Source organism: Limnohabitans sp. JirII-31, from assembly GCF_002778315.1.
Classification (GTDB): domain Bacteria; phylum Pseudomonadota; class Gammaproteobacteria; order Burkholderiales; family Burkholderiaceae_C; genus Limnohabitans.
The window spans coordinates 615,186-630,071 of record NZ_NESA01000001.1 but is presented as its reverse complement, the minus strand read 5'-3'; the positions used below and the strand labels follow the sequence as shown (position 1 = coordinate 630,071).

Here is a 14,886-nt window from a genome sequence, read left to right as displayed (position 1 = left end):
TGACAAACACCCCCACCATGACTCTTGCCCCCTCATCCGTTGCATCGGCTTCTTTGTGGCAAAGATTGCGCCGCGTGGCGCCTTGGTTTTCAGGACATCCCGGCACCATGGCCTTGGCGATTGTGGGTATTTTGATCGGATCGGCTACCGAGCCTGCGATTCCAGCGTTGATGAAACCGTTGTTGGACAACGGTTTTCAGCAAGGAGCTTTCGCGCTTTGGCAAATTCCAGTGGTGTTGCTGCTGTTGTTCGCTGTGCGCGGTGTGGCCGGTTTTGTGGCCGCTTATTGTTTGGCACGTGTGACCAATGCCTCGATGGAGCGGATTCGCCAGCGTTTGTTTGAAAAGTTGCTGAGCGCCGATCCGCAGCTATTTCAGACCCAACATGCGAGCGGCCTGACAAACACCATGGTGTATGAAGTCAACAACGGTGCGTCGTTGCTGGTATCGACCCTGCTGTCGTTTGCCAAAGATTTGGTCACATTGATTGCCCTGATGGGCTATTTGGTGTTTTTGAATTGGAAACTCACACTGATTGTGTTTGCCATCGTGCCACCCGTGGCCTGGGTGGTCAAACACCTGTCTGCTCGCCTCGACCGCGTGACCCGCGCCAGCCAGGATGCCACCGAAGAGCTGGCCTATGTGGTGGAAGAAAACGTGCTGGCTTACCGCATGGTGCGCCTGCACAACGCCCAAGATGACCAAGCGCAACGATTTGCCTCATTCAATGAAAAGCTGCGCCAGTTAGCGTTGAAGGCGGTGGTCGCCAATTCAGTCATGACACCTTTGATTCAAATGCTGGCCGCATTGGCACTGTCGACTGTGATCACAGTGGCGCTGTGGCAAAGCACCGCCAGTGGTCACGCCGACGCCGTGACCGTGGGCAGCTTTGCTTCGTTTATCACGGGCATGTTGATGTTGATTTCGCCCATCAAGCATTTGTCCGAAGTCACGGGCATGTTGACGCGCGGCGTCACCGCACTAGAACGAGGACTTCAACTGTTGGACAACACCCCTGACGAATCACAAGGCCGTCACACCAGCACACAAATTCGAGGCGAGATATGTTTCGACGACGTGCGTTTGCAATACCCTTTGGCGACGCAGCCCGCCTTGGACGGCGTTACCCTGCATATTCAGCCCGGGCAAACCGTGGCCTTGGTGGGTGCATCGGGCTCGGGTAAAACCACGCTGGCCAATTTGTTGCCGCGATTTTTAGAACCCAGCTCGGGACGTGTCACGCTGGATGGCGTGGAGCTCAAGGAATGGTCTTTGGCAGCTCTGCGTCAGCACATGGCCTATGTCAGTCAAGACGTGGTGATGTTCAATGACACCGTGGCCCACAACATTGCATTGGGTGCCAAGATTGATCATGGGCGTATCTGGCAGGCTTTGGAGGCCTCAAACTTAGACGCTTTTGTGCGCAGCCTACCTCAGCAAGAAAATACCTGGGTGGGTCACAACGCGACGCAGTTTTCGGGCGGGCAACGTCAACGCTTGGCCATTGCCCGTGCCATTTATAAAAATGCACCAATTCTGATTTTGGATGAAGCCACATCGGCTTTGGACACGGCATCCGAACAAGCCGTGAAGAGTGCGCTCAAAGTGCTGATGGAGGGGCGTACCTCATTGGTCATTGCACACAGGCTCTCAACCATTGAGCATGCAGACATGATTGTGGTGATGCAACACGGTCGCGTGGTTGAGATGGGGTCACATCAAACGTTATTAGACATGAACGGTATGTACACAGCGCTTTACCAGACATCCAGCAAATCTACAGAGGCAACCTTTTTAGAAAGTACCAAGCTATGAGTCTTGTTTCCATCAGCGGCTTCACCTTTATTCGCAACGGAGTTGAGTTGGGTTTTCCCTTTGAAGAATCGATCCGATCCTTGTTGCCTTTGGTCGATGAGTTTGTCATCGCAGTGGGACGTAGCGCTGATGACACCTTGGCTCGCATTCATGCAATAAAAGATCCCAAGATTCGGGTGATTGAAACCATTTGGAATGAACGAATGGCTGATCGCGGATTTGTTTATGCACAGCAAAAAATGATTGCGCAATACGCATGCACAGGTGATTGGGCGTTTTATTTGGAAGGCGATGAGATCATTCATGAAAACGATCTTCCTAAAATTCGCGCCAGTGTTGAAAAGCATCACCAGAACCCGCAGGTAGAAGCATTGGTATTTGACTATCTGCATTTTTATGGCTCACCACAATGGGTAGCCAATAGTCCGGCATGGTATCGGCGTGAATGCCGGATGATCCGTAACACCATTCGAAGCTATGCCCCTGACGGTCAGTATTGGCTAGTGACTAAGGAACACAAAAAAGGCCGTAACCCTCAGGCTGCTTTAGCCAACGCTTATATCTACCATTACGGATGGGTTCGCAGCAATGAATCAATGCAAAAGAAATTAGATCAAGTCAGTAAATTTTGGTCAAAAACCTCGACGCCTGTGAGATATAGCAATTTCGATGCGCGTGTCTTGCAACCTTTCAACGGGCAACACCCAAAGTTGATTCAAAACTGGTTAGAAACCAGCGCTGAAAAGGAGTTCCACATCGCTTCTAATTACCAATTGACCTCAAGGGAGCGGAGGCATCGATTGCTAATGAAACTGGAAAAAATGTTCGGGTGGGATTTCAGCCGAAAACATTACAAATTAGTAGCCTAACGCTTGAACTCATAACAGCACGATGTCGTATTGCTCTTGCGCCATGGCCATTTCGCTGCGCAAGGAAATAGGTTTACCGATGAAATCGCTCAAACCGGCCAGGTGCTGACTTTCCTCGTCCAGCAGCACATCGATGACGCTGGGTGCGGCAATGATGCGAAATTCTCGAGGGTTGAACTGGCGTGCCTCACGCAAAATTTCTCGCAAAATGTCGTAGGTCACCGTGCGTGCAGTTTTGACGCTGCCTTTACCTTCACACACAGGACAAGGTTCGCACAGCATGTGCGCCAAGGATTCGCGGGTGCGCTTGCGCGTCATTTCAACCAACCCGAGCGCCGAATAACCACTGACCATGGTTTTCACGCGGTCACGGGCGAGTTGTTTGCGAAACTCGTTCAAAACTGCATCGCGGTGATCTTCTCGCAGCATGTCGATGAAGTCAGCCACGATGATGCCACCCAGATTGCGCAATCGCAATTGCCGTGCGATGGCACCTGCTGCTTCCAAATTGGTTTTGAAAATTGTCTCGTCAAAATTACGTGCCCCGACAAAACCACCCGTGTTCACATCCACGGTGGTCAAGGCCTCGGTTTGGTCGATGATGAGATAACCACCTGACTTCAAGTCAACGCGTCGACCCAGCGCACGGGCGACTTCTTCGTCAATGCCAAACAAATCAAAGATGGGGCGCTCACCTTTGTAGAGTTGCAACTTACTCGCTGCAGCAGGCATGAACTCGGCACCAAACGCTTGCAGCGCATTGAACTGTTCGTTCGAGTCAATGCGAATGGTTTGTGTGACATCACTGACCAAATCGCGCAAAACACGTTGCAACAAACTCAAGTCTTGATGCAGCAAAGACATGGGTGGTAAGCGCATGGAGGCTTCTTTGATACGACTCCATGTTTTTCGCAAGTAGGCCATGTCTTCACCCAGCTCGGTATCAGTGGCGTCTTCACCATTGGTACGCAGGATATAGCCACCAGTTTGACCATTCGGAGATGCTTCTTCGGCCAGTTTTTGCAAACGGCGACGCAAGTTATCACGCTGTTCGGCGGGTATTTTTTGTGACACCCCAATGTGTTGATCTTGCGGCAAAAACACCAGCAAACGTCCAGCAATGCTGATTTGCGACGACAAGCGAGCGCCTTTGGTGCCAATCGGGTCTTTGATGACTTGCACCATCAAGGACTGACCTTCAAACACTTGCTTTTCAATGGGGATAGCGGTCGCCACTGCACCACCATCTGTTTCTGCATGACGGGCAGCCACACTGCTCATCAAGTCCGCCACGTGCAAGAACGCTGCACGCTCTAAGCCGATGTCGATGAACGCCGACTGCATACCTGGCAACACGCGTGAAACGCGCCCTAAATACACATTGCCAACTAGGCCGCGTTCCAGGGTTCGTTCGACATGGAGCTCTTGCACGGCGCCACTCTCCACCACGGCGACGCGGGTTTCTTGTGGCGACCAGTTGATCAGAATGTCTTGTTGCATGGCGAGCCTAGAGGGTTACACCTTGAAACCGAACTCACGCAACAACTGCGCGGTCTCGAACATGGGCAGTCCCATGATGCCAGAGTAGCTGCCGCTGATGTGCTCAATGTACGCGGCAGCTCTGCCTTGCACGGCGTAGGCCCCTGCTTTTCCGATGGGCTCGCCACTGGCAACATAACTTTTAATTTGTGTGCGCGTCAACGTTGCAAAACGCACGTTTGAAACGCTCAATGCCTGAACGTGTTTCCGCGCAGAACCAATAGCGACAGAGGTCAGGACCCGATGCGTCTGACCACTCAAGGAGCCCAACATCTGTTGGGCATGGTTGGCATCGTCGGGTTTGCCAAGAATAGTGCGCCCCAACGCGACGGTGGTGTCTGAGCACAACACAGGTGCGGCTGGTAAGCCGCGTCGCTTCATGCGAGTCAATGCTGCTCCAAGCTTAAGCAATGTCACGCGTTGCACATAAGCCTTTGGGGTCTCAGAGGGCAGAACTGCTTCTAAGGCCTCGGCATCTTCTGTATCGTCGGGCAACAGCAACTCATAGGCCACCCCCAATTGGTCGAGCAATTGGCGACGTCTTGGACTTTGGGAAGCTAAATAAACAAAGGGGGGCACGGACATCAGATCACTCGCGATGGTAGGGGTGATTGGCGTTGATGGACCAAGCGCGGTAGAGCTGCTCGACCAACAAGACACGGACCATCGCATGCGGCAAAGTCAAGTCTGAGAGGCGAATGCGCTCGTGGGCCATCTTTTTGAATTCAGGATCTAAGCCATCTGGGCCACCAATGACCAAAGCGACGTCGTCTGCTTCAAGTTGCCAGTGTTTGAGTTTTTGCGCCAAGTCGAGCGTGGTGAGATTCGTGCCACGCTCATCCAACGCCACGATGCGACAACCACGTGGAATGGCCGCTTCAATGCGTTCGCGTTCAGCCGCATACAGCGTCTCTAAGGTTTTGGAGCCACGCGGTTCTGTTTTGACCGCTTTGAGCTCAAGTTTTAATTCAGACGGAAAGCGTTTGGCATAGTCATCCCACGCCGTTTGCGCCCAGTCGGGCACACGCTGGCCGACTGCAACCACCCACAGCTTCATGCCTTGCGTGCAACAGTCTTTTTAGCCGCAGATTTCTTCGCTACAGGTTTGGCTGTGGTTTTTCGCGCAACAGGCTTGCCCACCACTTTGGTCACAGGCTTAGAGATAGGTTTGATGCTGGATTTACTAGCAGTTTTGGTGGCAACAGATTGCGACGCCCCAACTTTTTTGGCTGTGGTTTTTTTGGCAGGTGTTTTTTTAGCCGCTGGCTTTTTCGCAATTACTTTCGGCTCGACCACAGGTGCAGCAGGTTTAGGCGCACCAAACTTCAAACGCACAGGCTTTTCGCCCCAAATTTCTTCCAAGTTGTAGTACTGGCGGATGTTGGGCTGCATCACATGCACGACCGCAGCGCCACAGTCCACAATGATCCACTCACCATTGTCTTCGCCCTCAATGCGTGGCTTGGGAAAACCCGCCTCACGCACTTTGTCACGCACGCTGGCTGCCAAGGCTTTGGTTTGGCGGTTGGATGTCCCTGAGGCGATGATGACGCGCTCAAACAAAGACGACAAGTGCTCGGTGTCAAAAACAGCCAGGCCTTGCGCCTTGACGTCTTCCAAGGCATCGACGATGCATCGTTGGAGTTTTTGAACATCTTTTTTAGCGGTGGATTCAGTCATTGGCGTGTGTTGTATAGAGGCGATGTTGGTCAATGTAGCGCTGCACAGAGGCAGGTAACCACGGAGGCATGGGCGCTGCGTTGGCAAGGTGTGACCGGATCTCGGTCGCACTCACAGCCATAGGCTGCATATCCAAGCTTTGCACGTTGGCAGGTACTCCATTGTGCCATTGAGCTGCGCGGCTAGATTTTTCGGCATCCAACAAGCCTGCACGTTGAGCGACAACCACCGTGGCCATATCAAGAATCGCAGGCCATTGGTGCCAAGTTTTAAACGCAAGCGCCTGGTCCTCGCCAATGAACAAATAAAACATGGCTCGCGGATGCTCGGTTTTGAGCGCCGTCAATGTGTCGACCGTGTAGGTGGGGCCATCGCGGTCAATTTCTCGGCTGTCCACGTGGACCTTGTCGATCTCATCAAACGCCAAATGAGCCATGGCCAAGCGGTGCGTGCCGCTGGAGAGTGATCGGCTCTTGTGCCACGCCGATCCCGTAGGGATCACGCGCAGTTCGTCTAAGTGAAACTGAGCCACAGCGGCACGCGCCAGGGCGATATGGGCGATGTGTGGCGGATCGAATGCCCCACCAAAGATGCCAATGCGTGTCACGTCAGCCAATCACGACGTACCAAAAATTCATGTGTCAATGCGTGCTCCGGGGTGCCTGGCTCGGCTTGGTGTTGGTAGGACCAGCTGACCAGGGGAGGCATGGACAACAAGATGGATTCGGTGCGTCCACCCGACTGCAAGCCAAAGTGTGTGCCACGGTCCCACACTAAGTTGAACTCCACATAACGGCCACGACGATAAAGTTGATGGGCTCGTTCACGCTCGCCATAAACCATATGCTCACGCCGTTCGACGACCGGCATGTAGGCAGGCAAGAAAGCATCGCCTACGCTGCGCAGCATGGCAAAACTGTCGTCAAAACCCAACTCCGAAAAGTCGTCAAAGAACACCCCGCCAACCCCACGCTGTTCGTTGCGGTGCTTCAGGCAGAAGTAGTCGTCACACCAGCTCTTGAAACGTGGGTAAAGCTCGGCTCCAAAAGGCTGCAAGGCCTCTCGGCAAGTCGCGTGGAAATGCACCGCATCCTCTGTAAAGCCGTAATACGGCGTCAGGTCCATGCCCCCGCCAAACCATGCCACCGGGTCACCGTTGGCGGGTGTTGCCACAATCATGCGCACATTCATGTGGACTGTTGGCACATAGGGGTTACGTGGATGAAATACCAAGGACACCCCCATGGCCTCAAACGGTGCGCCAGCAAGTTCAGGGCGGTGTTGGGTGGCTGAAGGAGGTAGCTTCGGACCACGCACGTGAGAAAAGCCACAACCTGCACGTTCAAACGCAGCGCCGTTTTCTAGGATTTGGGTGATGCCATGGCCTTGGAGTTGTTCAGTCGGTCCTTTCTCCCAGGCATCAGACACAAACATACCGCCGTCTTTTTGGGCAATGGTGCCGACGATACGGGCTTGCAAACCCATCAGGTATTCGCGCACAGTCGCGGCTATGGGAGTCATGGAGAAATCCTTGTTGTGGGGGAAGACAACTGCTTGAGCGGTTGAATGGGTGCAGCTTGTGCTGCATGAAAGCCGATCACACCCTCGTAAACGCGAGCAATCTGTGCATAGTCTGCCGCCTCATCGCCAGTCAAATGCATAAAGTTCGAGAAGTGCACCGTTTTTTGGCCGTAGTCAATGCGCACCAAACACAAGGGTACGCTGGCTAACAAAGCCACTTGATAAAACCCACTGCGCCAACCCTCGGTGAGGCGGCGTGTGCCCTCGGGCGACAATGCCAACCAGAGGTATCGGTTGTCTTGTTGATGCTGCTTGAACATCGCGACCAAATGAGCGACCAAACCTTTCGATGAAGAGCGGTCAATGGCCACGCCACCTAGCCAAGCCAGCCATCGACCAAATAAGGGCACTCGAAAGAGACTGTCTTTGGCCAAAAATTGAATTGGCAGACCGATGCCCCATTTCACCAAGACCATCACCACGAAATCCCAATTGCTGGTATGAGGATAACCAATGATGACGCCTTGCAAGCTTGGCAGACCTTCAAAGGTAAAGCGCCATCCCCCTAGCCACAACAGAGCACGGGCGAGGCGGCTACCTTTGAATTGAATGGGCAAAGGCAAAGTCAAGGTTTGCGTCATGCGTTGGCTACGCGTAGTTCAGCGAGCAATGGCGCGATAGCCAATGTCGCGGCGGTATTGCTGTCCATCAAAGTGAATGTCTTGTGCGGTCTCGTACGCAAGCTGCTGAGCTTGTTTCAAGGTGCCACCCAACGCCGTCACACAAAGCACCCGTCCACCCGAAGTACGCACGTGACCACCACTCATTTCTGTGCCGGCATGGAACACCACCACATCGTCAGCGTCTTGTGGGAGGCCTGAAATGACGTCGCCTTTGCGTGGATGCATGGGGTAACCATGTGCTGCCATGACCACGCCAACCGCGCTGCGACGATCCCACTCGAGCTCTAAGTCGTCGAATCGAATCTGTGCATTCGGGTCCGTGGCAGCCATCAAGACATCCACCAGATCCGTCTTCAAACGCATCATGATGGGTTGGGTTTCGGGGTCACCCATTCGGCAGTTGAATTCCAGTGTTTTGGGTTTACCTTGGGCGTCAATCATCAGGCCCGCGTACAAAAAGCCTGTGAATACGATGCCGTCTTTCTCCATGCCACGGATGGTTGGCAAAATGATTTCACGCATGGCGCGCGCATGCACCTCTGGCGTGACGACAGGTGCTGGAGAATACGCCCCCATGCCGCCGGTGTTGGGCCCTTCGTCGGCATCCAGCAAGCGTTTGTGATCTTGACTGGTGGCCAAAGGCAACACGTTTTTACCATCACACATCACGATGAAGCTGGCTTCTTCGCCTTGTAAAAACTCTTCAATCACGACACGCGCGCCACCCGCATTGTGGGTGACGCCCAAAGTGTTGTCGACCAGCATGAAGTCAATCGCTTCATGGGCCTCTGCCAGATTCATGGCCACGACCACGCCCTTGCCTGCAGCCAAGCCATCGGCCTTGACCACGATGGGGGCGCCTTTGGCATTGACATAGTCGTGCGCAGCGGCGGGGTCTGTGAAGGTTTCGTATTCCGCGGTGGGGATGTTGTGACGCTTCATAAAGGCTTTGCTGAAAGCTTTAGAGCTTTCCAGCTGGGCCGCTGCTTGCGTGGGACCAAAGATACGCAGGCCATGGGCGCGAAACTCATCCACCACGCCAGCGGCCAATGGCGTTTCTGGCCCCACCACGGTGAGCTCGATGCGTTCTGACTGAGCGAATTCACGCAAAGCCTTGACATCCGTCAGGGCCACGTTTTGTAGCCGCTTATCGCGTGCTGTGCCTCCATTGCCAGGTGCGACATACACGGCTTGAACTTTGTGTGACTGGGCAAGTTTCCAAGCCAGTGCGTGTTCGCGGCCACCGCCGCCAATGACCAATATTTTCATAGTTCGGCGTTGTGATAGACCTCTTGCACATCGTCAAGGTCTTCCAACACATCCAGTATTTTTTGCATTTTGATGGCGTCGTCGCCGTTGAGTTCAATCGTGTTTTCAGGACGCCAGGTCACCTCAGCCACCTCGGGCTTGAGACCCGCAGCCTCTAGCGCTTTTTGTACCGACTCAAATTCAGTAGGAGCCGTCAGCACTTCGATCGCGCCGTCATCACCCGTGATCACATCGTCGGCACCTGCTTCTAGCGCGATTTCCATGATCTGATCTTCGTTACTTCCGGGGGCAAAAATCAACTGACCGCAGTGTTTGAACTGGAAGGATACCGAGCCTTCGGTGCCCAAGTTACCGCCGTGTTTGCTGAACGCATGTCGCACCTCAGCCACGGTGCGCACCTTGTTGTCGGTCATGGTGTCCACAATGATGGCGGCGCCGCCAATGCCATAACCCTCGTAGCGAATCTCTTCGTAGTTCACGCCTTCCAGGTTGCCGGTGGCTTTGTCAATATTGCGCTTGATGTTGTCCGCAGGCATATTGGCCGCTTTGGCCTTTTCAATGGCCAGTCGCAAGCGCGGATTGATGTCCAGGTCAGCACCACCCAAGCGGGCTGCCACCATGATTTCACGGATGAGTCGGGTCCAGATGCGGCCACGCTTTTCGTCTTGTCGCCCCTTGCGGTGCTGAATGTTGGCCCATTTGCTATGTCCCGCCACGTGATGTCCTTTGCAGATTGAAACTGGGTACGATTTTACGTGACCAGATCTTGTGAAAAGCAAAGAAAAAGCGGCTGTTGCCAGCCGCTTATCCGTTGTGCGTCGCCCAGGTTCAACCCGCAGCGGTTTCTTCTGACGAGTTAGGCTCAACTTTTGCGCCTTTTTCTTTCTTGGGCAAAGGCTGAATGTCTAGCAACACCTCGTCTTTGTCGTCAATGTCCACACTCAAGCGGCCACCTTCGGTCAAGCGACCAAACAAAAGTTCATCGGCTAAGGCGCGACGAATGGTGTCTTGAATCAAACGCTGCATCGGACGGGCGCCCATCAAGGGGTCAAAGCCTTTCTTGGCCAAGTGTTTGCGCAACTTGTCGCTGAAGGTGACATCCACTTTCTTTTCTGCCAACTGGGTTTCCAATTGGAGCAAGAACTTGTCGACCACACGCATGATGACGTTTTCGTCCAGGGCCTTGAAGCCCACAATGGCATCCAAACGGTTGCGGAACTCCGGCGTGAACAAGCGTTTGATGTCGCCCATTTCATCGCCCGCTTGCCGTGGGTTGGTAAATCCAATGGTGGCCTTGTTCATGGTTTCAGCCCCCGCATTGGTGGTCATGATCAAGATCACATTGCGGAAATCGGCTTTGCGGCCATTGTTGTCAGTCAACGTGCCATGGTCCATCACCTGCAACAACACGTTGAAGATGTCCGGGTGAGCCTTCTCGATTTCGTCGAGCAACAACACGCAGTGCGGCTTTTTCGTGACGGCTTCGGTCAGCAAACCACCTTGGTCAAAGCCGACATAGCCAGGAGGCGCACCAATCAGTCGACTCACTGCGTGGCGCTCCATGTACTCAGACATGTCAAAGCGAATCAAGTCGATACCCATGATGTAGGCCAACTGCTTAGCAGCTTCGGTTTTACCCACGCCGGTGGGGCCGCTGAACAAGAAAGCACCGATCGGCTTGTCGTTTTTACCCAGGCCAGAGCGCGCCATCTTGACCGCAGAGGCCAGTACTTCCAGCGCTTTGTCTTGGCCGAAGACGACGCTCTTCAGGTCGCGCTCCAGTGTTTGCAACTTGCCGCGATCGTCGTTGGACACGTTGGCCGGTGGAATACGGGCGATCTTGGCCACGATGTCTTCAATCTCAGCCTTGCTGATGGTTTTCTTGCGTTTAGACACAGGCAAGATACGCTGAGCCGCACCCGCCTCGTCGATCACGTCAATCGCCTTGTCAGGCAAATGGCGGTCATTGATGTACTTGGCGCTCAACTCAGCCGCCGCTTGCAAGGCGGCCACGGCGTACTTGACGTTGTGGTGTTCCTCAAAGCGTGACTTCAGCCCTTTCAAGATGTCCACCGTTTGCTCGATGGTAGGTTCCACCACATCGATTTTTTGGAAACGACGGCTCAGAGCTGCATCTTTTTCGAAGATGCTGCGGTATTCGGTGAACGTGGTGGCACCGATGCACTTGAGTTGACCACTAGACAACGCAGGCTTAAGCAAGTTGGACGCATCCAGAGTACCGCCCGAGGCAGCGCCTGCACCAATCAAGGTGTGAATTTCGTCGATGAACAAAATTGCGTTGGGCTTGCCTTGTAGTAACTTGATCACGCCTTTGAGACGTTGCTCAAAGTCCCCACGGTATTTGGTTCCAGCAAGCAGTGCCCCCATATCCAGGGAATACACCACGGCTTCAGCCAAGATCTCGGGCACATCGTTTTGTGTGATGCGCCATGCCAAGCCTTCGGCAATGGCGGTTTTACCCACGCCAGCCTCACCCACCAAGAGGGGGTTGTTTTTGCGACGACGGCACAGGATTTGGATGGCGCGCTCGACCTCGTATTCACGGCCAATCAACGGATCAATCTTGCCGTCTTTGGCCATTTGGTTGAGGTTTTGAGTGAACTGCTCCAAAGGGGATGCTTTTTCATTCCTTTCGGGCGCCCCCCCTTCTTCACCCTCCCCTTGAGGGATGTCTGAGCCTTTGACTGGCTCGGGCGGGTCTGTCTTTTTGATGCCGTGGGCAATGAAGTTCACGACGTCAAGTCGCGTGACACCTTGCTGGTGCAAGTAGTACACGGCATGCGAGTCTTTTTCACCAAAAATAGCCACCAGGACGTTGGCGCCTGTGACTTCTTTTTTGCCATTGCCCGTGGATTGCACGTGCATGATGGCGCGCTGAATCACACGCTGGAAACCCAAGGTGGGCTGCGTGTCGACTTCTTCGGTACCTGCGACCTGGGGCGTGTTGTCTTTGATGAAGTTGGCTAGCGACTTGCGCAGGTCATCGATGTTGGCAGAACAGGCACGCAGTACCTCTGCGGCACTGGGGTTGTCGAGCAAAGCCAACAACAAGTGTTCAACTGTGATGAATTCATGGCGCTGCTGACGGGCCTCTACAAAGGCCATGTGCAAGCTGACTTCAAGTTCTTGGGCAATCATGTGTTTTCCTTCCGGCTTGCAACTGTGCTTTGACTGTATATGGAAACGAAAGCCATTTATTCAACAGGCTCACTCAAACATTGCAGTGGATGACCCGCTTTGCGGGCGGCATCCATGACTTGCTCCACCTTGGTGGCCGCAACGTCTTTGCTGTACACCCCGCAAACGCCTTTGCCGTCCAAGTGAATCTTGAGCATGATCTGCGTCGCACTTTCGCGGTCTTTCGAGAAAAACTCTTGCAACACCATGACCACGAACTCCATCGGTGTGAAGTCATCATTGAGCATCACCACCTGAAACATTTGGGGTGGCTCGGTGCGTTGGGTGCGACGCTCTAAAACAACCGAACCGCCATCGTCGCGGTCGGGCAATTGAACTTTGGGCGTTGGTTTTTTGCTGGGCATGGGGTGATTCTATCGATGCCCCTGTGGCAAAAAGCCCCGCCTAGGCAGGGCTTAATTGCTTTGCTAAAACGCACAAGGTTTAGATGTGGTCAATCATGATTTGGCCAAAGCCTGAGCAGCTCACTTGGGTGGCACCATCCATCAGTCGCGCAAAGTCATAGGTCACCCGTTTGGCTGCAATGGCGGCCTCCATGGCGTCAATGATGCGGTCTGCTGCCTCGGTCCAGCCGATGTGACGCAACATCATTTCAGCCGACAAGATCATGGAGCCCGGATTGACGTAATCCTTGCCGGCGTACTTGGGCGCGGTACCGTGAGTCGCTTCAAAACAGGCCACGGTGTCAGACAGGTTGGCGCCCGGCGCAATGCCAATGCCCCCCACTTGCGCGGCCACCGCGTCGGAAATGTAGTCGCCGTTCAGGTTCAAGGTTGCCACCACAGAGTACTCGGCAGGACGCATCAGAATTTGCTGCAAGAAAGCATCCGCGATCACGTCTTTGATGATGATGCCTTTGCCCGTTTTAGGGTTGGTGATGCGGCACCACGGCCCGCCGTCGATCAGCTTGGCGTCGAATTCCTTTTGCGCCAAAGCCAGCGCCCAGTCACGAAAACCGCCTTCGGTGAATTTCATGATGTTGCCCTTGTGCACGATGGTCACACTGGGTTTGTCATGGTCAATCGCGTATTGGATGGCTTTGCGGATGAAGCGCTCTGTGCCCTCAATGGACACGGGCTTGATACCAATGGCCGAGGTGTTGGGAAAACGAATCGTGGTAGCCCCCATCTCCTGGTTCAAAAACGCAATCAATTTCTTGGCTTCTACGCTTTCGGCTGCGTACTCAATGCCCGCATATATGTCTTCAGAGTTCTCTCGAAAAATGACCATGTTGGTCTTTTCAGGCTCCTTCAATGGGGACGGAACGCCTTTGAAATACTGAACAGGGCGCAAACAAACATACAAATCCAAGGCTTGACGCAAGGCCACATTCAATGAACGAATGCCACCACCCACGGGGGTATTGAGTGGGCCTTTGATCGAAACCACGTAATCGCGTAAGACTTGGGTGGTTTCGTCAGGCAGCCACACATCGGCGCCATACACACGTGTTGACTTCTCGCCGGCAAACACTTCCATCCAATGGATTTGCCGCTTGCCGCCGTAGGCACGCGCCACCGCAGCATCCACCACCTGGCGCATGACCGGGGTGACGTCTTGCCCCACACCATCGCCCTCGATAAAAGGCACGATGGGTTGATCAGGCACATTCAACGACATGTCGGCGTTGACCGTGATTTTTTGACCTTGGGTTGGCACTTGAATGTGCAAGTAAGACATGGATAGCGCTCCGAATGGTGAAATTTCGGCCTGATTCTAGTGACACGACTCACGACATCGACTTACAGGACTCAGCTTTGGCGACACTAGACCACCAGATAATGAGCACATGAAACGCCTCATCCATATTCTCCTGATCACCTTCACAAGCTTGGTTGCGATGGCCCAAGATGGGCCACAAACCAACTTGCCCCGCATCAAGTTGCAGGCAGGCATGTACCAAATTGACGCGCAGGTGGCACAAACGCCTGAACAACGCAGCATCGGGCTGATGTACCGCGCGGAGATGCCTACACACGAAGGCATGTTGTTTGTGTTTGAGCAGCCCAGTGCGCAGTGCTTTTGGATGAAAAACACGCTGTTACCTCTTACCGCGGCTTTTGTCGCCGATGACGGCACCATCGTGAACTTGGCTGATATGAAGCCACAAACTACCGACGCGCACTGCTCAACCAAGCCTGTGCGTTTCGTGCTGGAAATGCACCAAGGCTGGTTTGCCAAAAAAGGTTTCAAAGCCGGCACTCGCTTGGGTGGTACACCGTTCAAACCCTGAAATAAGTTGCCACAACAAAAAAGCCGACCCTTGAGTCGGCTTTTTTGTTTCTAAATACG

15 protein-coding genes are annotated in these 14,886 nt (G+C 53.8%); 3 read left to right on the top strand and 12 right to left on the bottom strand.

What is annotated here, in order from left to right; all coding sequences use genetic code 11:
- Positions 1–17 precede the first annotated feature (17 nt).
- Both msbA and B9Z41_RS03025 read left to right on the top strand, forming a co-directional pair.
- Positions 18–1,814, top strand: coding sequence for a lipid A export permease/ATP-binding protein MsbA (gene msbA, locus B9Z41_RS03030; RefSeq protein ID WP_199172918.1), 1,797 nt, complete (start codon positions 18–20; stop codon positions 1,812–1,814).
- Complete coding sequence (locus tag B9Z41_RS03025; protein WP_100144822.1) at positions 1,811–2,683, top strand: glycosyltransferase; 873 nt, start codon at positions 1,811–1,813, stop codon at positions 2,681–2,683. The genes msbA and B9Z41_RS03025 overlap by 4 nt, the downstream gene beginning before the upstream one ends.
- 9 nt (positions 2,684–2,692) lie before the next feature.
- Here B9Z41_RS03025 and rng read toward each other — a convergent pair whose 3' ends face one another.
- The 12 genes from rng to icd form a co-directional block, all read right to left on the bottom strand.
- A complete protein-coding gene (gene rng, locus B9Z41_RS03020; protein WP_100144820.1) occupies positions 2,693–4,183 on the bottom strand; it encodes a ribonuclease G in 1,491 nt (496 codons plus the stop codon).
- Positions 4,184–4,198: 15 nt separating this feature from the next.
- Positions 4,199–4,801 carry a nucleoside triphosphate pyrophosphatase gene (locus tag B9Z41_RS03015; RefSeq protein ID WP_100145129.1) on the bottom strand — a complete coding sequence of 201 codons (603 nt, stop codon included), beginning with the start codon at positions 4,799–4,801 and terminating at the stop codon, positions 4,199–4,201.
- Between the two features lie 10 nt (positions 4,802–4,811).
- Positions 4,812–5,279: a 23S rRNA (pseudouridine(1915)-N(3))-methyltransferase RlmH gene (gene rlmH, locus B9Z41_RS03010; RefSeq protein ID WP_100144818.1), complete on the bottom strand. Its 468-nt coding sequence runs from the start codon at positions 5,277–5,279 to the stop codon at positions 4,812–4,814.
- A complete protein-coding gene (gene rsfS, locus B9Z41_RS03005; RefSeq protein ID WP_100144816.1) occupies positions 5,276–5,902 on the bottom strand; it encodes a ribosome silencing factor in 627 nt (208 codons plus the stop codon). The genes rlmH and rsfS overlap by 4 nt, the downstream gene beginning before the upstream one ends.
- Positions 5,895–6,509 (bottom strand): nicotinate (nicotinamide) nucleotide adenylyltransferase, encoded by a 615-nt coding sequence (gene nadD, locus B9Z41_RS03000; protein WP_100145127.1) that lies wholly within the window; start codon positions 6,507–6,509, stop codon positions 5,895–5,897. The genes rsfS and nadD overlap by 8 nt, the downstream gene beginning before the upstream one ends.
- A complete protein-coding gene (gene hemF, locus B9Z41_RS02995; RefSeq protein WP_100144814.1) occupies positions 6,506–7,423 on the bottom strand; it encodes an oxygen-dependent coproporphyrinogen oxidase in 918 nt (305 codons plus the stop codon). Before hemF ends, nadD begins: the two co-directional genes overlap by 4 nt.
- Complete coding sequence (locus tag B9Z41_RS02990; protein WP_100144812.1) at positions 7,420–8,064, bottom strand: 1-acyl-sn-glycerol-3-phosphate acyltransferase; 645 nt, start codon at positions 8,062–8,064, stop codon at positions 7,420–7,422. The genes hemF and B9Z41_RS02990 overlap by 4 nt, the downstream gene beginning before the upstream one ends.
- Positions 8,065–8,082: 18 nt before the next feature.
- Positions 8,083–9,375, bottom strand: a complete 1,293-nt coding sequence (gene purD, locus B9Z41_RS02985; RefSeq protein WP_100144810.1) for a phosphoribosylamine--glycine ligase — start codon at positions 9,373–9,375, stop codon at positions 8,083–8,085.
- The gene (locus tag B9Z41_RS02980) at positions 9,372–10,091 is read right to left on the bottom strand and encodes a YebC/PmpR family DNA-binding transcriptional regulator (protein WP_100144808.1); all 720 of its coding nucleotides are present in this window, start codon (positions 10,089–10,091) and stop codon (positions 9,372–9,374) included. The genes purD and B9Z41_RS02980 overlap by 4 nt, the downstream gene beginning before the upstream one ends.
- A gap of 112 nt (positions 10,092–10,203) precedes the next feature.
- Complete coding sequence (gene clpA, locus B9Z41_RS02975; protein WP_100144806.1) at positions 10,204–12,534, bottom strand: ATP-dependent Clp protease ATP-binding subunit ClpA; 2,331 nt, start codon at positions 12,532–12,534, stop codon at positions 10,204–10,206.
- A 56-nt stretch (positions 12,535–12,590) separates the two neighbouring features.
- On the bottom strand, positions 12,591–12,938 hold the full coding sequence (gene clpS / locus B9Z41_RS02970; RefSeq protein WP_100144804.1) for an ATP-dependent Clp protease adapter ClpS: 348 nt from the start codon (positions 12,936–12,938) through the stop codon (positions 12,591–12,593).
- A gap of 79 nt (positions 12,939–13,017) precedes the next feature.
- On the bottom strand, positions 13,018–14,274 hold the full coding sequence (icd, locus tag B9Z41_RS02965) for an NADP-dependent isocitrate dehydrogenase (protein WP_100144802.1): 1,257 nt from the start codon (positions 14,272–14,274) through the stop codon (positions 13,018–13,020).
- A 109-nt stretch (positions 14,275–14,383) separates the two neighbouring features.
- Between icd and B9Z41_RS02960 the strand changes: the two genes are divergently transcribed.
- A complete protein-coding gene (locus tag B9Z41_RS02960) occupies positions 14,384–14,827 on the top strand; it encodes a DUF192 domain-containing protein (RefSeq protein ID WP_100144800.1) in 444 nt (147 codons plus the stop codon).
- Positions 14,828–14,886 lie beyond the last annotated feature (59 nt).